The 23,404-nt window shown below is 65.8% G+C and carries 14 protein-coding genes; 6 read left to right on the top strand and 8 right to left on the bottom strand.

Annotated features, from left to right (window positions below; genetic code table 11):
• Positions 1 to 46: 46 nt before the first annotated feature.
• The 3 genes from serB to O3299_RS09490 form a co-directional block, all read right to left on the bottom strand.
• On the bottom strand, positions 47 to 889 hold the full coding sequence (gene serB, locus O3299_RS09500; RefSeq protein ID WP_289911456.1) for a phosphoserine phosphatase SerB: 843 nt from the start codon (positions 887 to 889) through the stop codon (positions 47 to 49).
• 55 nt (positions 890 to 944) lie between these two features.
• On the bottom strand, positions 945 to 4,388 hold the full coding sequence (mfd, locus tag O3299_RS09495) for a transcription-repair coupling factor (RefSeq protein WP_099667548.1): 3,444 nt from the start codon (positions 4,386 to 4,388) through the stop codon (positions 945 to 947).
• Positions 4,389 to 4,606: 218 nt separating this feature from the next.
• Positions 4,607 to 5,542, bottom strand: a complete 936-nt coding sequence (locus tag O3299_RS09490; protein WP_077405756.1) for a 5'-nucleotidase — start codon at positions 5,540 to 5,542, stop codon at positions 4,607 to 4,609.
• Positions 5,543 to 5,881: 339 nt separating this feature from the next.
• Between O3299_RS09490 and O3299_RS09485 the strand changes: the two genes are divergently transcribed.
• The 4 genes from O3299_RS09485 to O3299_RS09470 all read left to right on the top strand — a co-directional run bounded on the left by O3299_RS09485 (position 5,882) and on the right by O3299_RS09470 (position 13,346).
• Complete coding sequence (locus O3299_RS09485) at positions 5,882 to 7,657, top strand: methyl-accepting chemotaxis protein (RefSeq protein ID WP_305062156.1); 1,776 nt, start codon at positions 5,882 to 5,884, stop codon at positions 7,655 to 7,657.
• A 344-nt stretch (positions 7,658 to 8,001) separates the two neighbouring features.
• The gene (locus O3299_RS09480) at positions 8,002 to 9,600 is read left to right on the top strand and encodes a methyl-accepting chemotaxis protein (protein ID WP_305062155.1); all 1,599 of its coding nucleotides are present in this window, start codon (positions 8,002 to 8,004) and stop codon (positions 9,598 to 9,600) included.
• Positions 9,600 to 10,517 carry an EAL domain-containing protein gene (locus O3299_RS09475; protein WP_305062154.1) on the top strand — a complete coding sequence of 306 codons (918 nt, stop codon included), beginning with the start codon at positions 9,600 to 9,602 and terminating at the stop codon, positions 10,515 to 10,517. Before O3299_RS09480 ends, O3299_RS09475 begins: the two co-directional genes overlap by 1 nt.
• 51 nt (positions 10,518 to 10,568) lie before the next feature.
• Complete coding sequence (locus O3299_RS09470; RefSeq protein WP_305062153.1) at positions 10,569 to 13,346, top strand: winged helix-turn-helix domain-containing protein; 2,778 nt, start codon at positions 10,569 to 10,571, stop codon at positions 13,344 to 13,346.
• A 3-nt stretch (positions 13,347 to 13,349) separates the two neighbouring features.
• Here O3299_RS09470 and O3299_RS09465 read toward each other — a convergent pair whose 3' ends face one another.
• Together O3299_RS09465 and O3299_RS09460 are read right to left on the bottom strand one after the other, a co-directional pair.
• Entirely contained in the window at positions 13,350 to 14,261 is a 912-nt protein-coding gene (locus O3299_RS09465) for a lipase secretion chaperone (RefSeq protein WP_305062152.1), read from the bottom strand.
• A gap of 10 nt (positions 14,262 to 14,271) precedes the next feature.
• Positions 14,272 to 15,186 carry a triacylglycerol lipase gene (locus O3299_RS09460; RefSeq protein WP_099667554.1) on the bottom strand — a complete coding sequence of 305 codons (915 nt, stop codon included), beginning with the start codon at positions 15,184 to 15,186 and terminating at the stop codon, positions 14,272 to 14,274.
• Between the two features lie 375 nt (positions 15,187 to 15,561).
• On the opposite strand from O3299_RS09460, the gene O3299_RS09455 reads away from it, so the two are divergent.
• Positions 15,562 to 16,218 carry a TetR/AcrR family transcriptional regulator gene (locus O3299_RS09455; protein WP_052140174.1) on the top strand — a complete coding sequence of 219 codons (657 nt, stop codon included), beginning with the start codon at positions 15,562 to 15,564 and terminating at the stop codon, positions 16,216 to 16,218.
• A 45-nt stretch (positions 16,219 to 16,263) separates the two neighbouring features.
• Here the strand turns inward: O3299_RS09455 and O3299_RS09450 are convergent, their stop codons facing one another.
• Complete coding sequence (locus O3299_RS09450; RefSeq protein WP_305062151.1) at positions 16,264 to 18,588, bottom strand: penicillin-binding protein 1A; 2,325 nt, start codon at positions 18,586 to 18,588, stop codon at positions 16,264 to 16,266.
• A 211-nt stretch (positions 18,589 to 18,799) separates the two neighbouring features.
• On the opposite strand from O3299_RS09450, the gene O3299_RS09445 reads away from it, so the two are divergent.
• Positions 18,800 to 21,067, top strand: coding sequence for an OPT family oligopeptide transporter (locus O3299_RS09445; protein WP_251348345.1), 2,268 nt, complete (start codon positions 18,800 to 18,802; stop codon positions 21,065 to 21,067).
• A gap of 50 nt (positions 21,068 to 21,117) precedes the next feature.
• Here O3299_RS09445 and O3299_RS09440 read toward each other — a convergent pair whose 3' ends face one another.
• Positions 21,118 to 22,065, bottom strand: coding sequence for an AAC(3) family N-acetyltransferase (locus tag O3299_RS09440; RefSeq protein WP_305062150.1), 948 nt, complete (start codon positions 22,063 to 22,065; stop codon positions 21,118 to 21,120).
• Positions 22,058 to 23,263, bottom strand: a complete 1,206-nt coding sequence (locus O3299_RS09435; RefSeq protein WP_305062149.1) for a hypothetical protein — start codon at positions 23,261 to 23,263, stop codon at positions 22,058 to 22,060. The genes O3299_RS09440 and O3299_RS09435 overlap by 8 nt, the downstream gene beginning before the upstream one ends.
• Positions 23,264 to 23,404 lie beyond the last annotated feature (141 nt).

Below are 23,404 nucleotides of genomic sequence, written 5' to 3'. Positions count from 1 at the left end.
CAAACTTATGCCATCGTGCGCGCACCGTCCGCCAGATGGCGCCGACTCAGGTCAATACGTTGAGCAAGCCATCGAGTCCCACGAAGTTCAGCGCCACGTCCGCCTGCGAGCGCACCACGGGCTTGGCGCGGAAGGCCACGGACAGGCCGGCGATGCCCATCATTTTCAAGTCGTTGGCGCCGTCGCCCATGACGATGGCCTCGGACGGGGAAATGCCCAGCTCCGCGCAGACTCTTTCCACCGTGCGCTGCTTTTCCTCGGCGTCGACGATGCCCCCTAACACCTTGCCCGTCAGCTTGCCGTCGACGATTTCCAGTTCGTTCGCATGCGTGTAATCGAGGCCCAGGCGTTCCTTCAGGCGTTCGGTGAAGAAGGTGAAGCCGCCCGACACCAGCAGGGTTTTCAGGCCCGCCTTCTGCACGGCCGCCAGCATGGCTTCCGCTCCCGGCGACAGTTTTAAGCGTTCATCGTAGACGCGCTGCAGGGCCGACGCGTCGAGGCCTTCGAGCAGGGCCACGCGCTGTTTCAGGCTGGAGCTGAAATCGAGTTCGCCCCGCATGGCCGCTTCCGTGATGGCCGCCACCTGCGGTTTCAAGCCCTGCATGTCGGCGATTTCATCGATGCACTCGATGGTGATCAGGGTCGAATCCATGTCCATCGCCACCAGCTTGAATTCGCCGAGCTCGCGCTGGCCCATCATGTAGGTGGCGTCCAGTTGCGCCGCCTGGGCCGCCACTTCGATGGTGGGGCGCAGCGCGGGCGAGTAGGCGATCTGCTCGCAGCGCACGGCGTTCGGTCCCAGGCGCGTGATGGACGTGGGCGCCGCCAGCGCGGCGATGCGCTCGAGGCGGGCGCTATCGCCGTCCAGGCCCTGCAGGATCAGATTCATGGTGATGGTCTTGGTATTGGTCATGGGTCAGCCCTGCATAAATGATAGGAATAGTCTAAACCGTCAATTGCTTGATGGTGGTCTTGATCTGCGTCACGCGCGCGGCCAGGTCCGGCATGGCGGCCGTGATTTTCAGCTTGTCCTGGCCATGCAGCTTGATATGGCGGTTCTTCTGGATCAAGTCGATGATGCGCATCGGGTCGATGGGCGGCTTGGCCATGAATTGCAGGGTGGCCGCTTCGCCATGCACGTCGATCTTGACGATGCCCACGGTTTTCGCGGCGATGCGCAGGCGGTGCGTCTCGACCAGGGCCTTGACGGCGTCGGGCAGCTTGCCGAAGCGGTCGATCAGCTCTTCCTGGATATCGTCGATCTTCTCCTGCGTGGCGCAGTTGGCCAGGCGCTTGTAGATCGACAGGCGCTCGTGCACGTCGCCGCAGAAGTCGGCCGGCAGCAGGGCCGGCACGTGCAGGTTGATTTCCGTCGTTGACGCCAGCGGCGCGGCCAGGTCCGGCTCCTTGCCGGCTTTCAGCGAGCGCACAGCTTCGTTGAGCATGTCCGAATACAGCTGGAAGCCGATTTCCGTCATCTCGCCGGACTGGCTCTCGCCCAGCACCTCGCCGGCGCCGCGGATTTCCAGGTCGTGCATGGCCAGGTAAAAGCCGCTGCCCAGTTCTTCCATCTGCTGGATGGCGTCCAGGCGGCGCTGCGCCAGTTTGGTGAGTCCCTGCACGTCGTGCACCAGCAGGTAGGCGTAGGCCTGGTGGTGCGAGCGTCCGACCCGGCCGCGCAGCTGGTGCAGCTGCGCCAGGCCGAACTTGTCGGCGCGGTGCATGATGATGGTGTTCGCCGTCGGCACGTCGATGCCCGTTTCGATGATCGTCGTGCACAGCAGGATGTTGAAACGCTGGGCGACGAAGTCGCGCATGACTTTTTCCAGGTCGCGCTCGTGCATCTGGCCGTGCGCCACGGCGATGCGCGCCTCGGGCAGCAATTCCGTCAGCATGGCCAGGCGGTTCTGGATGGTTTCCACCTCGTTGTGCAGGAAGTAGATCTGGCCGCCCCGTTTGAGTTCGCGCAAACACGCTTCGCGGATGATGGCTTCGCCTTCGCTGCGCACGAACGTCTTGATGGCCAGGCGCTTTTGCGGCGCCGTGGCGATGATGGAAAAGTCGCGCAAGCCTTCCAGCGCCATGCCCAAGGTGCGCGGGATCGGCGTGGCCGTCAGGGTCAGCACGTCCACTTCCGCGCGCAGGGCTTTCAAGGCTTCCTTCTGGCGCACGCCGAACCTGTGTTCTTCGTCAATGATGACCAGGCCCAAACGGGTAAACTTCACGTCGTCGGACAGCAGTTTGTGCGTGCCGATGACGATGTCGATGGTGCCGTCGGCCATGCCCTTGAACGCTTGCGTGATCTCCTTGCCGCTGCGGAAGCGCGACAATTCCGCGATGCGCACGGGCCAGTCGGCGAAGCGGTCGGCGAAGGTTTGCGCATGCTGCTCCGCCAGCAGGGTGGTGGGCGCCAGGATGGCCACCTGCTTGCCGCCCATGACGGCGATGAAGGCGGCGCGCAGCGCCACTTCCGTCTTGCCGAAGCCGACGTCGCCGCACACGAGGCGGTCCATCGGTTTGCCGGAAGTCATGTCCTTGATGACGTTGTGGATGGCTTCGGCCTGGTCCGGCGTTTCGTCGAAGCCGAAGCTGTCGGCGAAGCGCTGGTAGTCGTGCGACGAGAATTCGAACGAGTGGCCCTGGCGCAGCGCGCGCCGGGCGTACAGGTTGAGCAGCTCGGCGGCCGTGTCGCGCACCTGTTCGGCCGCGCGCTTTTTCGCCTTTTCCCACTGGCCCGAACCGAGCGAGTGCAAGGGCGCGTCTTCCGGCGACGCGCCCGAATAGCGGGAAATGACGTGCAGCTGCGATACGGGCACGTACAGCTTGGTGTCCTTCGCGTATTCGAGGTGCAGAAATTCCGTCTCGCCTTCGCCCAGGTCCATGCTGGTCAGGCCCATGTAGCGCCCGATGCCGTGGTTGATGTGCACGACGGGGTCGCCGATCTTCAGCTCCGACAGGTCGCGCACCATCGATTCGACCTGCGTCACGCCTTCCTGCTTCTTGGTGCCGACGCGGCGGCCGGAACCGGCGTACAGTTCCGTCTCCGTGATGAAGGATAAATGACCTTCCGGCGTAAACAGTTCGAAGCCCGCATGCAGCGGCGCCACGCCCAGCATCAGCTTGGCGTCGGATTGCAGAAAACCGTCGCTGCCTTCCACGGGCGTCAGGTGCAGGTCGTATTCGGTGAAGTACTGCTGCAGGGTTTCTCGGCGGCCGTTCGATTCGGCGCAGATCATCACGCGGCGGCCCGCTTGCAGCAAATAGCTGCGCAGGTTGGCCAGCGGATCGTCGGCGCGGCGGTTGACGGCGATGTTCGGCACGGGGGCCGACAGTTCGGACGCCAGCGCATCGTTCGATTTGGCGATCGCCAGGCGCGGATACGGCTTGGCCAGGCCGAAGAACTGTTCGTCCGACAGGAACAGCGATTCGGGCGGCAGGATCGGCCGCTCGCGGTCGGCTTTTAAGAAGCGGTAGCGCGACTGCGTATCGGTCCAGAAGCGGCCGATGGCAGAGTCGATTTCGCCCACCAGGGCCAGCGAGGCGTCGGGCGGCAGGTAGTCGAACAGGGTGGCCGTCTGTTCGAAGAACAGGGGCAGATAATATTCGATGCCGGCCGAGGCGATGCCGCTGCTGATGTCCTTGTAGACGACCGAGCGCGATGGGTCGCCCTCGAACTGTTCGCGCCAGCGGTTGCGGAAGGTGGTGCGCGCCGCTTCATCCATGGGAAATTCGCGCCCCGGCAGCAGCCGCACTTCATGCACGGGGTACAGCGAGCGCTGGGTGTCGGCGTCAAACGTGCGGATGGTCTCGATGGTGTCGCCGAACAGGTCCAGCCGGTAGGGCAGGGCGGAACCCATGGGGAACAGGTCGAGCAGGCCGCCGCGCACCGAGTATTCGCCGGGCGACATCACTTGCGAGACATGGCTGTAGCCGGCCAGGGTCAGCTGCGACTTCAATCGCGCTTCGTCGAGCTTTTCGCCCTTCTTGAAGAAGAAGGTGTAGGCGGCTAGGAAGGACGGCGGCGCCAGGCGCACCAGCGCCGTGGTGGCCGGCACGATCAGCACGTCGCACTGGCGCGTCTGGATTTCGTGCAGGGTGGCCAGGCGCTCGGAGACCAGGTCCTGGTGCGGCGAAAAGGCGTCGTAGGGCAGGGTTTCCCAGTCCGGCAGCAGGTGGCAGCGCAGTTCCTTGCCGCCAAACCACGGGATTTCATCGAGCAGGCGCTGGCCGTCGCTGGCCTGCGCCACCACCACGGCCAGCATCTGGCCCCGCGCTTTTAATTCCAGCGCGGCGAGCGCCAGGGCATAGGCGTCGGATGAACCATACAGGGCGGGCAGCGCGTAGCGGTTGCCGGGCTTGGGGAGGGCTTTTGTTAAGTCTAAGGACATGCAGGCGATGACACTAGTGGCAGAGGCAGTTGAGTGGGACAGCTGTGGTGCGCGCAGCGCCGCCAGTGACGGCGCTGACAGGCGAGATTATAGACCATCACTTATATCTCCGCGCTTGAGAAAACCGTCGCGAGCGGCAGTGATTTGTGGCTAAGAAGCGCAACCGTACTTTAGTACGGTGAGCATCGCAGGCCGCAAAGCACGACGCGCAGCAGGTTTTATCCTGCGCGGACATTCGCGATGCCGAACGGGACATGCACCATCGGGATGGTGCCGCCCGCCGATTTGAGGTGGCTCAATTGATCGTCGAAGAAGATATGCGGCTTGAACACGGCCAGCACGCGCGATTTGTCCATGCCGCCGAGGAAAAATGTCTCGTCGGCCGCCACGCCCCAGCTTTTCAGGGTCGTCACGACGCGCTCGTGCGAGGGCGCGTTGCGCGCCGTGATGATGGCGATGCGCAGGATCTTTTTATAGCCGGGGTCGCGCCGCTGGGCCCTTTCTTCCAGGCGCTGCATGGTGGCCAGCTTCTGGAACAGGCCGGCCAGCGGTCCGGGGCGGTGCGGCGTGCCCACGTTCAGGGTTTCATGGGCGTGGAATTCGTCGACGTCATTGTTGCGCTTGAAGACGGTTTCCGCTTCGTCGTCGGCGATCACGCCGTCGAAATCGAAGGCCACGCGCAATTCTTCGTCGTTTTCGTCGTCTTCCGTGCGCGACGGCAGCACCAGGCCGGCCGGATAGTCGCAGGCCAGAGCGCTGCGCACGTCGCCTTCATTCGCGCTGAGGAACAGCGAGGCATTGAAGGCGGGCAGGTAGGGATACGGCGACTTGCCCGTCATGAAGGCGGCACGCGAAATGTCCAGGCCGTAGTGGGCGATCGAATGCATCACGCGCAAGCCCGTTTCCGGCGAATTGCGCGAAAACAGCACCACTTCCACGGGCGACTGGCGCGGGTAGTGCTTGTTGATGTTCAGGAAGCGGCGGATGAAGGGGAAGGCCACGCCGCGCGGCAGGACCGTGTCGATATGCGTCTCCTGGTACTTGCGGTATTCCTCGGGGCCGTTGTCGAGGTAGATCTGGTGCGATTCGGCCAGGTCGAACAGGGCGCTGGAAGCGACCCCGATCACCAGTTTGTGTTCGATAGGATAAGCCATGCTGTGCCTGTGGTGTGCGTGTTGACCATCTTATACGACTATTAACTGCGTAGCCAATAGCGGCGCGCGGGGATTTTTTGCACCAAAGCAGGGCATCGGATGGCTTTTCGATGCCACTGTGCAAGGCGCGCCACAGTCAGGAAATAAATATTGATTTGTATCAAGTATGTAGCAGTCAGCGTCCCCGTTTTCCACTATGCTCCTATTATCAAATCTCGCCAATTGTAACGAAGCGTACGCCCCATCCCCGCCACCTTTATACAAGTGTCAGCTGTTTTACTCGAACATGCCAGCCTCAACCTCGCCAGCAAAAATCGTGATTATATAAAGGGCCTAGCCATGTTTAAGAATTTACTGATCAAATGGAAGTTGGCGACGCTCGTCGCCGTGATGATGGCGGCCTTGCTGGTGGTGGGCATCAGCGGTTACACGGGCATCGCCACCGTCGGCCGCGCCGTCAATGAAATCGGCGTCGTGCGCCTGCCGTCGATTCAGGGTTTGATGATGATCAGCGAAGGCCAGACGGCCGTCGCCGCCGCCACCCTGACGGCCGCCATCTATGAAAACAATTATCAGGCACAGGACAAGTTCGCGGAAGCGCTGCAGCTGCGCACGCGCGCCTGGAACAACATCGAGGCCGGCCGCAAGCTGTACGAACCGCTGCCGCAAACGCCAGAGGAAGCCGTGCTGTGGCAGCGCTTCCAGGGCGAATGGACGGCCTGGAAGGCGGACGACGACAAGGTGCGCGCCATCCTGCGCCAGCTGGCCGACAACCGCGACGAAGCGCGCCAGAAAGAGCTGTTCGTGGGCTTTTACAAGCAGTACCAGGATTCGCGCGCGCTGTTCGGCAAGGCCGAAGGCACGCTCAACGACATCATCAAGCTCAATAACGGCGTGGCCGATGCCAGCGTCAAGGACGGCAGCGCGGCCGTGATCCGCTCGGAAAGCCTGATGGTCATCCTCGGCTTGCTGGCCTCCGCACTGGGCATCGGCTGCGCCGCCTACATCACGCGCGCCATCACGCAGCCGATCAATTCGGCCGTGAAAGTGGCGCAGACGGTGGCCTCGGGCGACCTGACGAGCCAGATCGAGGTGCACACGACGGAAGAAACGGGCCAGCTGCTGCAGGCGCTGAAGGACATGAATTCCAGCCTGGTCAGCATCGTCGGCCAGGTGCGCAGCGGCACGGAGACCATCGCCACGGCGTCGTCGCAGATTGCCAGCGGCAACCTGGACCTGTCTTCGCGCACGGAAGAGCAAGCCAGCTCGCTGGAAGAGACGGCGTCGTCGATGGAAGAGCTGACGTCCACCGTGCGGCAGAACGCCGACAATGCCCAGCAAGCCAACCAGCTGGCGCTGAGCGCCTCGGGCGTGGCCGTGAAGGGCGGCGCCGTGGTGGGCAAGGTGGTCGAGACCATGGACGCCATCAATGATTCGTCGCGCAAGATCGTCGACATCATTTCCGTCATCGACGGCATCGCCTTCCAGACGAATATCCTAGCGCTGAACGCGGCCGTGGAGGCGGCGCGCGCGGGCGAGCAGGGACGCGGTTTCGCCGTGGTGGCGACGGAAGTGCGTAATCTGGCCCAACGATCGGCTGGCGCAGCGAAAGAAATCAAGACCCTGATCGGCGACTCCGTGGTGGCCGTCGACGCGGGCAGCAAGCTGGTGGCCGAGGCGGGCAGCACGATGGCCGAAATCGTCTCCAGCGTGCAGCGCGTGACGGACATCATGGCGGAAATCAGCCTGGCCACGCAGGAGCAAAGCTCGGGCATCGACCAGATCAACCAGGCCATCGGCCAGATGGACCAGGTGACGCAGCAAAACGCGGCCCTGGTGGAAGAGGCGGCCGCCGCGGCCGAATCGCTGCAGGAGCAATCGGGCCAGCTGGCCGAGGTGGTCAGCGTCTTCAAGCTCGATGGCGCCCAGGCGCCTGCCGCGCGCGCAAACGCGAACGCAAAGCCTGCCGCCCCGCGCGCCGCGGTGGCCAGCGCGGCGCCGAAGCGTCCCGCATCGCGTCCGGCTTCCCGTCCCGCCGCGGGCCGTCCGGCCTTGCACGCCGTGCCGTCCCAGCGCCAGAGCGCGCCGCGCGACGACGAGTGGGAAGTGTTCTGATGGCTTGACGGCGCCAGCATGCGCTAACGGACGGCCGCCTTGCGCGGCCGTTTCTACATGCGCGCACAGGTTCGCACTGCGGTTACTACTTACTAAAAAAACAGCGTTATAAAAATAGCTGTTTTGCCATCTAAGCAAATCTTTTCAAAACTTAACGCGACATTGCTTGTGAGATAACTCACACTGCCTGCCGTACCACCCTTGTTCCCGCCTCGGCCACATCCCGGCTGACCCCTCCGCCTGCTGCGTCCAGCCATTCGTGGCAGGCGGCAGCCATTGCCGTCAGCCTTGCATGCGAGCCCGGCGCAATGACCGATGCACCACACTGAAGGATGCGAATGAAGATGGCAAATATGAAAATCGGCACGCGCCTGCGCTGCTCCTTTGCGTTGTTGACCTTGCTGCTGCTGGCGACCGCCGTGCTGGGCATGCTGCGCCTGTCCAGCCTGGAACTGCGCATGCGCGATGTGATCGACGACAAATATCCGAAAACCGTGCTGGCCAACGACATCATCAAGAATGTCAACATCATCGCGCGCTCCTCGCGCAACCTGCTGCTGATGACGGAGCCGCAGCAGCTGGCGCAGGAACGGGCCACCATCGCCAGGGCGGGCGGCGAAACGGAAAAGGGCCTGGCGCAGCTGGACAAGGTGGTGCTGTCGCCGCAGGGACGCCAGCAGATGGCGGCCGTGACGCAGGCGCGCGCCACCTTCAACGGCGGGCGCGACAAGGTGCTGGCCCTGCTGGAACAGGGGGCGCGCGAGGAAGCGACGAGTTTGCTGCTCGGCACGGTGCGCGGCGACCAGCTGCGCTACATGGCGGCGCTGGAAAGCCTGATCGCGCTCCAGCATGACCTGATGGAGGAGGCGGGCGCCCAGGTCAGCCACGAATACGCGACGGCGCGCAACATGATGCTGGCGCTGAGCGCGCTGGCCGTGCTGTTTTCGCTCGTCACCGCCTGGCTGGTCACGCGCAGCATCGTCAACCCGCTGCGCCATGCCTTGACGGTGGCGCAGACCGTGGCCGCCGGCGACCTGACGTCGACCTTCGGCCGCCACGCGGGCGATGAAACGGGCAAGCTGCTCGATGCGCTGTGCATCATGAACGGCAACCTGCTCGACATCGTGCAGCGGGTGCGCAGCGGCACCGACACCATCGCCACGGCGTCGTCGCAGATCGCGGCCGGCAATATCGATCTGTCGTCGCGCACCGAGGAGCAGGCCAGCTCGCTCGAACAGACTGCGTCGGCCATGGAGGAACTCAGCTCCACCGTGCAGCAGAACGCGGACAATGCCCGCCATGCCAGCGTGCTGGCCGTCGAGGCGGCGAACATCGCCGGCGCCGGCGGGCAAGCCGTGGGACAGGTGATCCATACGATGGACGCCATCAGCGCGTCGTCGGCGCAGATCGCCGACATCATCGGCGTGATCGACATGCTGGCGTTCCAGACGAATATCCTGGCCCTGAACGCGGCCGTGGAAGCGGCGCGCGCGGGCGAGCAGGGGCGCGGCTTTGCCGTCGTGGCGACGGAAGTGCGCAACCTGGCGCAGCGCAGCGCGGCGGCGGCGCGCGATATCCGCGCCCTGATCGCCAATTCCACGCAGCAGGTGGACGCGGGCGCGGCCCTCGTCGCGCAGGCTGGCGCCACGATGCGGGACGTGGTGGCGGCCGTGGGACGCGTGAGCCAGATGGTGGCCGACATCACGGCCGCCAGCGCCGAGCAAAGCACGGGCATCGGCCAGGTCAGCCAGGCCGTCGTGCAGATGGATGAAGTGACGCAGCAGAACGCCGCCCTGGTGGAAGAGGCGGCGGCCGCGTCGCAATCGCTGGAAGGCGAGGCGGCGAAGCTGCTGCAGGTGGTCAGCGTGTTCCGCCTGCAGCAGGGGCCGGCGCACACCTTGCCGCGCCGCAGCGCGCCGGCCGTGCCGCGCCTGCTGGCCTAGTGGCGCGCCTGGCAAGGTTCTGGCGCGGCTGCGTCGTGCTGTGGCGGGCGCGGCGCCAGGCGCGGGAGGGGCAGGGCGGCAAGCCGAGGGCGTCGGCGCGCAGCCGGGAGTTGCTGGCGCGCCTGGACGGCGCCATCGGCGCCGGCGAATTCCGCTTTCACTACCAGGGCAAGTTCGACACGGCGCAGCTGCGCCTGGTCGGCCTGGAAGCGTTGCTGCGCTGGGACCATCCGCGCCACGGCCTGGTCTACCCGAACGAATTCATCGGCCTGGCCGAGCAGACGCACGCCATCGCAGCGCTGGGCAACTGGGGCATCGATGCGGCTTGCCGCCAGCTGGCGCAGTGGCGCGCGGCGGGCCTGCCTCTGGTGCCGGTCGCGGTGAATGTCTCGGCGCGCCAGCTGTGCCAGCCGCAGTTGCCCGACTTCGTGCTGGATTGCCTGCGGCGCCATGCGATTCCTCCCGGTCTGCTGGAGCTGGAAGTGACGGAAAGCTGCCGCATCGACGACATGGCGCAGGCGGCGCAGGGCTTGCGCCGCCTGCGCGCGTTGGGGCTGGCCCTTTCGCTCGACGATTACGGCACCGGTTATTCAGGCTTGAGCCATGTCCGGATGCTGCCGATTCACACCATCAAGATCGACCGCTCCTTCATCCGCGACGTGGATAGCTGCGGCAGCGACGCCGTGATCGTCGCCTCGACCCTTGCGCTGGCGCGCGGCCTGGGCTTGCTGGCGCTGGCCGAGGGCGTGGAAAACGGTGCACAGCTGGCGCAGCTGCGGCGGCTGGGCTGCCCGCAGGTACAGGGCTTCTATCTGCACCGCCCGGCGCCCGCGGCCGAGGTGGCCGCGCTGCTGTCCGCCGGCCTTGTAACGGTGCCGCAAGATGGCGCCATGCGGCATGGCGCGGATGCTCAGTAGAATATGGCCACTGCAAGCCGCGTGCTTTAACACCTACACCCCCACGCAAGAATGATAAACAGTCCCGTCCCGGCCTATGTCTTCGGCCCGTTTCGCCTTTTGCCGCTAGAACGCCTGTTGTTCGAGGGCGACCGCGCGCTGCGCCTGGGCAGCAGGGCCATGGACTTGCTGCTGGCACTGCTGGAGCGCGCCGGCGACATCGTCGACAAGCATGAACTGGTGGCCATCGTCTGGCCCAATGCCGTGGTCGACGACGCGACCTTGCGCGTGCACCTGGCGGCGTTGCGCAAGGCGCTCGGCGATGGCCGCGACGGCCAGCGCTACATCACCACCATTCCCGGGCGCGGCTACGGCTTCCTGGCGCCGCTGGCGCACACGGGCCGGCCGGCGTCCGGTGCGGCGGGCGCCGAGCCGCGGCATAACCTGCCCGTCATGCTGACGCGCATGCTGGGCCGCGCCGAGGTGCTGCAAACGATGGCCAACCAGCTGCTGCAATTGCGCCTGCTGTGCATTGCAGGCCCGGGCGGCATCGGCAAGACCACCCTGGCCGTCGGCCTGGCCACGCGCGTGCTGCGCCGCTATGCCGACGGCGTGTGTTTCGTCGACCTGTCGCCGCTGGACGAGGGCCGCCTGGTGCCGCTGGCGCTGGCCACGGCGCTGGGGGTGGCTGTGCCGGCCGGCGACGCCATGCCGGTCCTGCTGGCCTACCTGCGCCCGCGCCACATGCTGCTCGTGCTCGATAACTGCGAGCACGTGATCGGCGCGGCCGCCACGCTGGCCGACGCCTTGCTCAAGGGCGCGCCGCTGCTGCACGTGCTGGCCACCAGCCGCGAGCCGCTGCGCCTCACCAGCGAACAGCTGCAGCGCCTGCCCGCGCTGGAATTGCCGCCTGCCGATGCCGTGCCCGATGCGGCGGCGGCCCGGCATTTCTCCGCGGTGCAGCTGTTTTGCGAACGCTGCGCGGCCGTCGACGATGCCTTCGTGCTGGCCGACGCCGACGTGCCCGTGGTGGTGGACATCTGCCGGCGCCTCGACGGCATCCCGCTGGCGCTGGAGCTGGCGGCCGGACGCATCGGCCATTTCGGTCTGCACGAATTGCGCCGCCAGCTCGACGACCGCTTTCGCCTGCTCACGCGCGGCGCGCGCAACATGCCCTTGCGCCACCAGACCCTGCGCGCCACGCTGGACTGGAGCTACGGCTTGCTCGACGCGCGCGAGCGCCAGGCGCTGCAGGCGCTGAGCGTGTTCAGGAGCCGCTTCCGCCTGGAGTCGGCCAGCGCCGTGGCGGGATGCGACGTGTTCGACACGCTGGCCGACCTGGCGGCCAAGTCCCTCGTCAGCATCGAGTTTTGCCGCCAGCACGTGTATTACCGGCTGCTCGACACCACGCGCGCCTATGCTGGCACGCAGCTGTCGGCGGGCGGTGGCGCGGGCGCCGTGCTGCTGCGCCATGCGCGCCATTGCCTGGGACTGGCCGCATGCATCGCCGCCGACTGGGGCAGCATGCCGCCGGCCCAATGGAGCGCGCGCTACGGCCGCCATGTCGACGACTTGCGGGCCGCCATCGACTGGGCTTTCGGCGAGGAGGGCGACGTGGCGCTGGGCGTGGCGCTGACCCTGGCCGCGCAAACCCTGTTCTATCAGCTGTCGCTGATGGATGAATACCGCGTGCGCGTCGGGCGGGCGCTCGAGCGCATGGCCACGCATGCGGTGGACGACCCCGACAGCGAAATGCAGCTGCATGCCTCGCAGGCGCACCTGCTGCTGCATACGCAGGGCATCACCGGCACCATGCTGCGTTCGTTCCAGCGCGGCTATGCGCTGGCCATGCGCACGGACGATGGCAGCCGCCGGGCCGAAGCGATTTGCGGCATGTGGATCTGCTGCCTGAAGCTGGCCGATTTCCAGCGCGCCGACAGTTACGTCATAGAGCTTGCCGTCCTGTGCGCAACGCGCGACGACACGGCGATGCACCTGGTGCTGGCGCGCATGCGTTCAGTGGGCGAGTATGTGCAGGGACGCTACGCGCAGTCGGCGGCGCTGGCGCGCATGGTGCTCGCGCACCCCGGGGGGGCGGCGCAGCTGGGCTTCAACAATGCCTTGCTGGCCGATCACCAGGTGTGCCTGCGCGGCACGCTGGCGCGCTGCCTGTGGATGCAGGGCCGCCCCGACGACGCCCTGGCGCTGGCGCGCGAGGCGGTGACGGTGGGCTTCGAGCACAATGGCGTCACGCTGTGCGTGGCGCTGGCCATCCATGCCATTCCCGTCGCCCTGTGGTGCGGGCGGCGGGAACTGGCGCAGGCGTGGACTTGCCTGCTGTGCGAGCACGCGGCCCGCTATGGCTTGCTGTACTGGAGCGCCTGGGGCGCCGCCTACCAGCGCCTGCTCGACGGGGGCGAGGCGATGACGCCATTTCCCTGGCCTTCGGTGTGCAGCTGGCCGATACAGGTCGATTTGATGGCCACCCTGCACGACGCGGCCGCCGATAGCCAGGCGCTGCGGCGCGCACGCACGGGCCTGGCGCCGTGGAGCGCGCCGGAAGTGTTGCGCCGCGACGCGCACCACCGCTGGCGGGCGCTGGCGCACGACGATGCGGCCGGCCTGGACGCGGTGCGGGCGCAGCTGGAAGAAGCGCTGCAGCTGGCCAGGGGCCAGCAGGCGCCGGGCTGGGAACTGCGCTGCGCCACCAGCCTGGCGGCCGTGCTGCTGGCGCAAGGCCGCGGCGCCGCCGCGCACGCCGTGCTGGCCCCTGTGCATGCGCTCTATAGCCAGGGGCGCGACACGACGGACGTGATGGCGGCGGCAGCGTTGCTGGCGCAGCTGTGCTGAAGGCTATTCGTAGGCGCCCAGCCGGCGCTGCTCGTCCGGCGTGAAACTGGCGTCGCGCAGCTGCTGCAGGGCCGCCGCATCCTGCGCGCCGCCGGGCAGGCTGTGTTTTTGCGCCTGGTAGGCGATGATGCGTTGCTGCCACTGCGATTCCTCGCGGTCCAGTTCCGCCAGACGGGCCGCCGCCGCTGGCGTGAAGGTGCTGGCGCGCAGGCGGTAGACTTCATTCTCGCCGCCGCCCTGTGCCCGCAAGGCCTTGACCGATTCATCCAGCCTGGCCACCTGCAGCGGCGCATCGCGCGCGGCGCGCTGGGCGGGCGACATCTTCTGGTCCAGCGCCGTCAGCTGCGCCTGGCGCTGGGCTTCATCGAGCGTCGTGTTGCCGAGGATATCCATGCGCGCCACGGCGTCGTCGTCATACGCGTCGCTGGCGCCGAACAGGCCCGCGCTTTCCTCCGGCGTAAAATAATTGCCGCGCAGGGCGCGCATGGCTTGCAGGCGCGCGCGCGACGCCACGGCGGGATCGGCTTGCGCCGGCAAGGCCTGTTCCGCGCCGGCCAGCGCCTGCTTGTAGGCCAGATACGCGCCCAGCAGGCGCTTCGCTTCGCGCGCGGGCACGGGCGCCAGGCGCTTGTCCAGCTCCGCCTCGATCTGGCTGCGGATGGCGGCCAGCGGCTTTTCGCCGAGGCCCGCCAGGTAGTAGTCGAACAGGTGGCCCAGTTCCGCGTCGACCACCAGCTTGTCGCCGGCGGCCACCGTCACGTCGCCGTCGGGCCGCGTGCCTTGCATCGAGCGCACGAACGCGAACAGGTCCGGTTCCGCCTTTTCCTGCGGCGGGGCGGGCGGCTCGCCCGGGCGCAGCACCAGGTACAGGGCCAGGGCTGCCAGGCTGCCGCCGATGATCCATTTCGCGTGCATGCGCTTCTCCTTACAGTCCCAGGCCTTGCAGGCGGTTGGCTTGCTGGCGGAAGACGGTGACGGGGTTCGTCTCGAACAGGTTGACGATGCCGACGAACTGGTTGACTTCATCGAGGTGGTTCATGGCGTAGTCGTCGCGGATCACCTTGCCCAGGTGGCTGGAGCAGCTGCTCACCAGGCCATCGTTCTTGACGCCGCCGAAGGCCAGGCTGATGGCCGCCAGGGCAGGGTCGCCCACGTCGAGCACGTTCGTGTACGGTTGCGCGCCGCTCCACGAAAAGTAGTACACGCCTTGCACCTGGTAGGCGCCTTCGCCGCAGGCGCTGGTCGGGATGCCTTGCGGGTGGCGGCTGTTGAAGGCCAGCGACCCGGCCGTGGACAGCGACGCGAGCGAGGCGCCCGCGTTTTGCGGCAAGCCCTTGTTGCCCGACAAAATGCCGATCAGGGAGGCGAGCGCGTTGCCCAGCGCGCCGCTGGTGTTGGGAATGGCGCCGCTGAGGATATCGGCCACCTTCGAGCCCTTGTTGACGCCGGCCACGCTGGTGACGGACGCCACCAGGTCGGGGCGCACGGAAGCGACATAGCGGGCCGTCGGGCCGCCATGGCTATGGCCGATCAAATTGACCTTGGCGGCCCCCGTGGCGGCGAGGATTTGCCGCACCTGCGACAGCAGCTGCTCGCCGCGCACTTCCGTGCTGTTGGCGGCCGACACGGTGGTCACATACACTTGCGCGCCGCCGCTGCGCAGGGCGGCGGGGACGCCATAAAAATATTCGACGGGACCGAGCTTGTCGAAGCCGAACAGGCCGTGCACGAGCACGATCGGGTACTTGGTTTGCGTGTAGCCGGCGGCGCTGGCGCTGCCGGGCAGGATGGCGAGGGAAAACAGCAGGGTGGAAAGCAGTTGCCAGAAGCGAGTCTTCATTTTGTCTCCGTTATGTATTATTAATAGTGGAAATGAGTGGAAATGTCGATGCTGTAGCGATGAACCGTGCACTCCTGTACATTCTCGATGCATTAAAAATAGCGAGCGCTCGGTTTTTTGAATGTAGCACCGCTGGATTTAAATTGCATTTGAATTGCATGATGCAGCGCAATAACTGTGGGAATTTGGCGTTGCTTATGTGCCCATTGCATAGTTGAAAAGTCAAATAGTTGTTTTCCTGAGCTATAATCGGCCCGGCATCAGCCGTCCCGCCATCTTGCAATGCCGCGTACCGGCATGGCATGGATATCGCTCCTACACCGTTACTTGGGAATGCACTTGTCGACCCATTTTAATTTTGAACAGTTTCAGCAGATGACGCCTTTAAATGGCGAAAACATCTGGGAATATATTCTTGACCGCCACGCGGAGCGCATCGGCGTCAAACGCCGCAAGCCGGCGCTGGAAAATCTTGAACGCATCTTCGTCGCCACCTTCCGCCTGGCCAATGACGTGGGTTTCCGCGCCATGAGCTTGCGCGATTTATGCCGCGAGACCGGCTTGTCGATGGGCGGCCTGTATGGCTACATCACCAGCAAGGATCAACTGGCCGAAATGATCGAGGACGTGGTGCGCCACGCCACGCAAGCTTTGCCCTTGCTGTTTGCCGACGTGAAGTCGCCGCTGGACCGCCTGGAGGCGATGATACGCTCGTCGATCTACCTGTCCGAAGTGCTGCAGCCGTGGTTTTATTTCGTCTTCATGGATTCGCGCGTGCTGCAGGTGGAGCAGCGCAGCATGGCGAAGAATTCGGAACTGTACGTGCAGACCCTGATCGCCGCCACCATCGGGGAAATCGAACCGAAGCCGCAGGGCGATCCCACCTTGCTGGCCGCGCACTGCCTGGCCCTGTTCCAGGACTGGTACGTGAAACGCTGGAAGTACCGCGCCGCGAAGGTCAATGTCGACGATTTTGCCGATAGCGTCGTCAGTACGGTGCGCGGCTACCTGAGCATGGTCAAGGCGCCGTAAGAAGGCCGCCGAAAAAAAAAGCCAGGATCGCTCCTGGCTTTTTCACTAGTTCGTTTCCACCGGCACCGTCTCCGGCACTGCCGCCGGATCCGTCGGCGTCTCCGCCTCCATATCCAGCGTCCTGATCCCGTTCATGTCGATGAATTCGTCGTACAGCCACTCGCCGTCGACCTGGCTCAGGCCCGCCGGCACGGCGCGCGTGACTTGCGGGCGCGTCGACAGGGCAGTGCGCATGTAGTCGATCCAGATCGGCATGGCCAGCGAGGAACCGAATTCGCGTCCGCCCAGGGACTTGGGCTCGTCATAACCCATCCACGCCACGGCCACGATGCCGCCGCCATAACCGGCGAACCAGCCGTCGACGGCGTCGCTGGTGGTGCCCGTCTTGCCGGCGATATCGCTGCGGCCCAGTTTTTTCGTCGCCGTCGCGCCCGTGCCGGTGCGCGTGACTTCGCGCAGCATGCTGTCCATCACGAAGGCGTTGCGCGGGTCCAGCGCCAGGGTCTTCTCGTCGTTCGGCGCGGGCGGCTTGGTCTGCATCAGCACCGCGCCCTTGGCGTCGACGATGCGGTCGATCAAATACGGTTCCACCTGGTGGCCGCCATTGGCGAACAGGGCGTAGGCGCCCGCCATCTGCACGGGCGTGACGGAACCCGTGCCCAGCGCCATCGTCAGGTTGCTGGGCTGGCGGGCCGGGTCGAAGCCGAATTTTTCCATGAAGTCGTGCGTGTACGACACGCCCAGCGCGCGCAGGATGCGCACGGAGGCCACGTTCTTCGATTGCGCCAGCGCATAGCGCATGGTGATCGGGCCGTCGAACTTGAAGTCGTCATTCTGCGGCGCCCATACCTTGCCGCCCGCCTGCATTTCCAGGGGCACGTCGTTGATCAGGGTGGCCGGCGAAAAGCCTTTTTCCAGCGCCGCCGAATACACGAAGGGCTTCATGGCCGAACCGGGCTGGCGCCAGGCTTGCGTCACGTGGTTGAACTTTTGCAGGTTGTAGTCGAAGCCGCCCACCATGGCGTGGTAGGCGCCCGTTTCCGCGTCCAGCGAGACGAAGGCGGCGGCCACCAGCGGCACTTGCGTGATGGCCCAGTTGCCCTTGGCGTCCTGGGTGATGCGGATCACGGCGCCCGGACGCAGCTTGATGCCGGCGCCCGCCTTGGCGGACAAGGCGGGGGCGGCAAAGCGCAAGCCTTCGCCCGTGATGGCCTTGGCGTCGCCGTCGCCGATGTCGGCCACCACCTTGCCGCTAGAGACCTCCGTGACGACGGCGGCGATCAGGCCGTCGCTGTCCGGGCGTTTTTGCAGTGCAGCATCGATGGCGTCGTCGCGCTGCTCGGGGTCGACCGGCATGTCGATGAAGGTTTCCGGGCCGCGGTAGCCGTGGCGCTGGTCGTAGGCGATGACGTTGCGGCGCGTCGAGGCGTAGGCCGCATCCTGGTCCGCTTTCAAGATCGTCGTGTAGACGCTGATGCCCCGGGTGTAGCTGTCTTCCTTGTACTGCGCATACACGGCCTGGCGCGCCAGTTCGGCCACGTATTCGGCGTGCGTGTCGAAACCCTGCTTGCCGCGGCTGTTGATATGCAGCGGCTGCGCCAGCGCCTGCCGGTACTGGCCTTCGCTGATGTAATCGAGGTCGCGCATGCGCTTCAACACCAGTTGCTGGCGCGCGTGCGCCTTTTTCGGATTGCTGATCGGGTTGTGGCGCGAGGGGTTTTGCGGCAGGCCCGCCAGCATGGCCATTTCCGCGATCGACAGTTCGGACAAGGGCTTGCCGAAATACGTCTGCGCCGCGCTGCCGAAGCCGAACGAGCGCTGGCCCAGGTACATCTGGTTCATGTACAGCTCGAGAATCTGGTCTTTCGACAGGGCCGACTCGATCTTCAGGGCCAGCATGATTTCATTGAGCTTGCGCGAAGCGACTTTTTCGCGCGTCAGGAAGAAGTTGCGCGCCACCTGCATCGTGATGGTGGAGCCGCCGCCGTGGCCGAAGCCGTGGCGCAGGTTCGACAGCACGGCGCCGCCGGCGCGCACGAAGTCGATGCCGTGGTGTTCGTAGAAGCGGCCATCCTCGATGGCCAGCAGGGCCTTCTTCATCATTTCCGGCACTTGCGCAATCGGCACGAAGTCGCGGTGCTCTTCGCCGAATTCGCCGATCAGCACATTGTCGGCCGTGTAGACGCGCAGCGGGATCTTCGGCTGGTAGTCCGTAATGACGTCCAGTTCGGGCAGGCGCGGGCGCACATACAGGAACAGGTAGGCGGCCAGCAGCAGGGCGGCGGCCAGCGCGGCGCAGCCGGCGATGATGAAACCGCGCACGGTGGCGCGGCGGGAAGGCCAGGGGAATCCGGTTCGTTTGGCAGTCAAGGCAGTCTCACGTGAGCGTGCAAGGCACGGTGGCAGCGATTATAGACCAATGCGCCGGCGCTTCCCGCGCGGGCAGGGCGGCGGGCTGGCCTCGGGGACCGGGAGCAAAAAACCTTTTCATCGAAACGCGGCTGTGCGATAGTCTCGGCTTCAAGAAAATAGCCCGGGCGTCAATCCGGGCTGTTTATTTTTAAAAATTAAGGAAATATCCATGGCAAAAGATGCAACACCGAGCGTCGTGAGGCCCTACATCCCGGCCGATGCGAAGCTGCCCGAGATGACCTTCCGCGCCCTGTTCATGGGCGTCATCCTGGGGATGGTCTTCGGCGCTTCCTCGCTCTACCTGGTGCTGAAAGTGGGCCTGACCGTCAGCGCCTCGATTCCCGTCGCCGTGATCGCCATCACCCTGTTCGGCCTGGCCAAGAAGGTGGGCGGCAAGGATTCGTCGATCCTGGAAAACAGCATCACGCAAACGGCCGGTTCGGCCGGCGAATCGCTGGCCTTCGGCCTGGGCGTGACCATGCCCGCCATCCTGATCCTCGGCTTCGACCTGGAAATCTCGCGTGTCATGCTGGTCGGCGTCCTCGGCGGCCTGCTGGGCATCCTGATGATGATCCCCATGCGCCGCACCATGATCGTCGACCAGCACAAGGAACTCAAATTCCCCGAAGGCACGGCGTGCGCCGAAGTGCTCAAGGCGGCCGCCACGGAAGAATCGCGCATCGCTGCGGGCGAAAGCATCGAGAAGGATTCGGCTGCCGCGCTGGACGCCAAGCGCCGCGCGAAGATCATCTTCGGCGGTTTTGCCGTCGGCTTGCTGTATAAAGTGTTCAATATCTCGTTCAAGGGCTGGAAGGATACGCCGGGCGTGGAATTTGCCGCGCCGCTCAAGGGCGGCTCCATCGGCGCCGAAATCTCGCCTGAATTGCTGGGCGTGGGCTACATCATCGGCCCGCGCATCGCCGCCACCATGGCGGCCGGCGGCGTGCTGTCGTACCTGCTCTTGATCCCGATGATCAAGTTCTTCGGCGACAGCCTGACCACCGTGCTTTCGCCGGGCACCAAGTTGATCAGCGAAATGGGCGCCGACGACGTGCGCAGCGCCTACGTGCTGTACATCGGCGCGGGCGCCGTGGCCGCCGGCGGCCTGATTTCCCTGGTGCGCGCCATGCCCATGATCTGGCGCAGCCTGTCGGCCGGCCTGAAAGGCATCGGCAAGGGCGTCAAGAGCGACTCCACCCTGCGCACGGACCAGGACATCCCCCTGAAATGGGTCGTCATCGGTTGCCTGTCCATCATCGCCGTGATCACCTTTGCCACGCCGCTGCACATGAATTTCCTCGGCGCGCTGCTGATCCTCGTCTTCGGCTTCCTGTTCGCCACCGTGTCGTCGCGCCTGACGGGCGAAATCGGCTCGTCGTCGAACCCGATCTCCGGCATGGCCGTGGCCACCTTGCTGTTCACTTGCCTGATCTTCCTCATCATGGGCTGGACGGGCGGACGTTACTATGTGACGGCCCTGTCGGTGGGCGCTATCGTCTGCATCGCCGCCAGCAATGCGGGCACCACGTCGCAAGACTTGAAAACGGGCTACCTGGTGGGCGCCACGCCGCGCCTGCAGCAGTATGCGATCCTGGCGGGCGCCTTGTCGTCCGCCCTGATCCTCGGTCCGATTCTGCTGAAACTGAACGAGGCGAGCACCGTCTACGTGCCGGCCGCGCAAGTGGCGCCCGGCCTGACGGTCGATGCGTCGAAGCTGACGGTGACGGGCGAACTGCATGGCCCGCAAGCCGAGACGGACCACAACACGTATAAAGTCTGGCAAAAGACGGATACCGTGGGCGGCCCGGCCGGCAAGTATTTTGTGAAGGAAGATGGCCAGCTGGCTTACCTGGTCGATCCGGGCATCAATGGCCATTACAGCAAGCGTCCCGACGGTTCGGAAGTGAAGAAATACGATGCGCCGAAGGCCGTGCTGATGTCCTACATCATCAAGGGCATCCTCGACCAGCAGCTGCCGTGGACCCTGGTGCTGTTCGGCGTGATGATCGCCGTGGTGCTGGAAATGGCTGGCATCCCGTCGCTGGCGTTCTCCGTGGGCGTGTATTTGCCCCTGTCGTCCACCTTGCCGATCTTCGTCGGCGGCCTGGTGCGCTGGCTGGCGGACCGCCGCAACAACAAGCTGGAACACAACGCCAAGCTCAATGAAGAAGAGCGCCAGCTGGCGGGCGACCGCAGCTCGGGCGTGCTGCTGGCGTCCGGCTACATCGCCGGCGGTGCGCTGGCCGGCATCATCATCGCGATCACGGCCGGCGTGCTGACGCACTTCGACCAGATGATGGCCGACTGGGCCGAGCACGGCAACCCGTTCTACGCGGGCCTGCATTCGGATGCGCTGTCCCTGCTGCCGTATGCGCTCATCATCGTGCTGCTGTATATCGTGGCGCGCGAGAAGAAAGCGGGCAGTTCGCAGGCTTGATGTCATAGCCAGTCCAAGGAAAACCGCCCGGATCGCACCGGGCGTTTTTTTTATGCGCGCGCATGAAACGATGGCTGCGATACGGGCCGCGCCGCCAGTTGCGCCGCGCTCGCGTAGATCGTTACGTGCTCGGACGCCAGTTGGCGCAGGTGGTCATAAAACGCCTGCGCGGGTATGCACCACGACGCCGCGTCGCCCACTTGCCCGTTGACGCGCAGGCCGGCGGCATCGAATTCCCGCTGAAAGTACGCGCGCAGATCCTCCCGGCCGGGATGGTCGATGCGGCGCCGTGCGACTGCCGGATCGAAAGGGCGCACGGGCACGTCCCAGCGTCGGCCGGCATGGTCCAGGCAAGCCAGCAGCCTTGCCTCGTTTTCCCACACGGGTACGGGAAAGGCCTCGCCCATGGCGTCTTCCAGCGCGTGATAGAACGTGACCGGTCCCATGGAAATGCCCAGGCCCAGCACTTTCGCGTGATCGCAGCCGATGAAGCGCTGCCAGGGCGAATCCACGCCGAAGATCGAGGGCGCGCGGTGATGCGCTTCGGTGAGGTCGGCGGCATGGCGGCCCCACGCGGACACGGAGTGCGTCGGGTGGATGCTGCGCCGGACACCGGGGCTGGCAAGGAAGGCTTCCGGCAGGCGTCCCATGTGCGTGCCGTGGCGGCGCGGGTCGAATACATAGTCCGGCATGGCGCAGGCGGCGCGCACGGTGCCTCCCGGCAGATAGTAGGCTGGCAGCAGCAGGGCGCCTTGCGGGCCGACGGCGTCCTGCAGGGCGCCTATCACGGCTGGCGCGCCGCCTTCCACATAGCCCAGGCTTTTCAGCGAGGAATGCACGAACAGCGTATCGCCTGGCGCCACGCCCAGCCGTGCCAGACCGGCGGCCAACTCCGGGCGCGTCACGTGGGGGGCATTCTGGCGCACATGCCGGGCGCCGGCGGCGCGGCGCCATGCTTCCAGCGCGCCCCTGGCGGCGCGTTTCGCCTGTTCAAGCATCGCCTGTTTCCCGCTCTATTTCCACTTCCAGCAGGTTGGCATCGATGCAGAACTTGGCGGCCCAGTTCAGGTAAGCCCAGGTGCCGTAGTCGCCATCGACGGGAAACGAGCCCTTGACGCCGCCGCGCGCGTGCGCGGGACCGTCGATGCTGACCGCGCGCCGCACGTAGCGGTTCAGGCGGCGCCCCGCGTCGAGGTAGGGCCGCTCACCCGTGAGCCGATACAGCAGGAACAGACAATGCGCGTTTTGCGCCGAACCCGTGAGGCAGGCGTAGTTCGCTCCCGGCTGGAAGTCCGGACCGAGGCGGCCGGGCAGGTAGCCGTCGGCCGCCACGGCCCTGGCGACGCTCGCTCCCGTGCGCGCGGCGGCGTCCAGCAGGTCGGCGCGGGCCGAAAAGCGGTGCGCTTCGAGCAGGCCGCGCAAGGCGTAGCCGATGGTATGGGTCAGGGGCAGGAGCGGGTTGTCCAGGCAGTTCGCCGCGAACCAGCCATTGGGACGCTGTTTTGTCAGCGCCCAGTCGACCTGGCGCAAGCCGGCCGCGCCATAGCCGTGGCCTGGCGCGACGCGGTCCGCTTCGAACAGGCCCCACGCCACATGCGTTTCGTAAGCCTTGTCGCCGGCGCTGGCGAACGGCGTCGGATGGCGGCGCCAGCAGCCGTCCGCATCCTGGCTGTCGCGCAGCCAGCTTGCCGCGCGATGCATGGCGTCTGCGTAGGCCGCGCCGTACGCCGCCACGCCGGCGGCCAGGCCGAGCAGGATCTGGCCCGTATTGAAAGTGACGGGCACGCGCGGCGTCGAATCGATCTTCCCGCCCTGGTAACCGCCTTGCGGGAACTGGATGGCCAGGCACCAGTCGAGCATGCGCCGCGCGCGCCGGTGCAGCGCCTCATCCCCACCCTCGTCGCCCGTGCGCTGCGCCAGGACGATGAGGGTGGGGATGATGTAGCCGGTGGTCTCCGGGTAGGAGCTCGACCACCCTGTGACCAGGCTGTAGTCGCGCGCGACGCCGCCGTCGTTTGAGCTGGAATGGTCCTGCGCCGCGCATAGCCAGGCCGTGCAGGCCTTGACGACGGCTTGCGGGCCGGGGTCGAAGGCGGGCAGGCCGCGCCGGTCCGACAGCCGCTCCATGCGCGCCGCCGCCGGCAGGCTCGCCTGCGGCGACAGCGTGTTCCTGATCTTCGTGAGCAAGGTGCGCATGGCAGTAATGGCAGTAATGGTCGTAATGGCAGCGATGGCGTGCTGGTTGGCACAGGCTACTGTAGCGCCGGCAGGCGGCAGGGTTATTGACTTGCCGCAAGGATTGGCCGTCGCATCGCTGCCGCCGGAATTGACGCATAA

This window comes from Janthinobacterium sp. SUN176 (genome assembly GCF_030587335.1).
Taxonomy (GTDB): Bacteria; Pseudomonadota; Gammaproteobacteria; order Burkholderiales; family Burkholderiaceae_D; genus Janthinobacterium; species Janthinobacterium kumbetense.
The sequence above is the reverse complement of the archived record's forward strand: the minus strand, read 5'-3'. Positions and strand labels throughout refer to the sequence as shown.

Bases quoted from the DNA above. Each gene is read 5' to 3' on its own strand.
- serB (WP_289911456.1), bottom strand. From the start codon at position 889: ATGAATCTGATCCTGCAGGGCCTGGACGGCGATAGCGCCCGCCTCGAG.
- mfd (WP_099667548.1), bottom strand. From the start codon at position 4,388: ATGTCCTTAGACTTAACAAAAGCCCTCCCCAAGCCCGGCAACCGCTAC.
- O3299_RS09490 (WP_077405756.1), bottom strand. From the start codon at position 5,542: ATGGCTTATCCTATCGAACACAAACTGGTGATCGGGGTCGCTTCCAGC.
- O3299_RS09485 (WP_305062156.1), top strand. From the start codon at position 5,882: ATGTTTAAGAATTTACTGATCAAATGGAAGTTGGCGACGCTCGTCGCC.
- O3299_RS09480 (WP_305062155.1), top strand. From the start codon at position 8,002: ATGGCAAATATGAAAATCGGCACGCGCCTGCGCTGCTCCTTTGCGTTG.
- O3299_RS09470 (WP_305062153.1), top strand. From the start codon at position 10,569: ATGATAAACAGTCCCGTCCCGGCCTATGTCTTCGGCCCGTTTCGCCTT.
- O3299_RS09465 (WP_305062152.1), bottom strand. From the start codon at position 14,261: ATGCACGCGAAATGGATCATCGGCGGCAGCCTGGCAGCCCTGGCCCTG.
- O3299_RS09460 (WP_099667554.1), bottom strand. From the start codon at position 15,186: ATGAAGACTCGCTTCTGGCAACTGCTTTCCACCCTGCTGTTTTCCCTC.
- O3299_RS09455 (WP_052140174.1), top strand. From the start codon at position 15,562: ATGACGCCTTTAAATGGCGAAAACATCTGGGAATATATTCTTGACCGC.
- O3299_RS09445 (WP_251348345.1), top strand. From the start codon at position 18,800: ATGGCAAAAGATGCAACACCGAGCGTCGTGAGGCCCTACATCCCGGCC.
- O3299_RS09440 (WP_305062150.1), bottom strand. From the start codon at position 22,065: ATGCTTGAACAGGCGAAACGCGCCGCCAGGGGCGCGCTGGAAGCATGG.
- O3299_RS09435 (WP_305062149.1), bottom strand. From the start codon at position 23,263: ATGCGCACCTTGCTCACGAAGATCAGGAACACGCTGTCGCCGCAGGCG.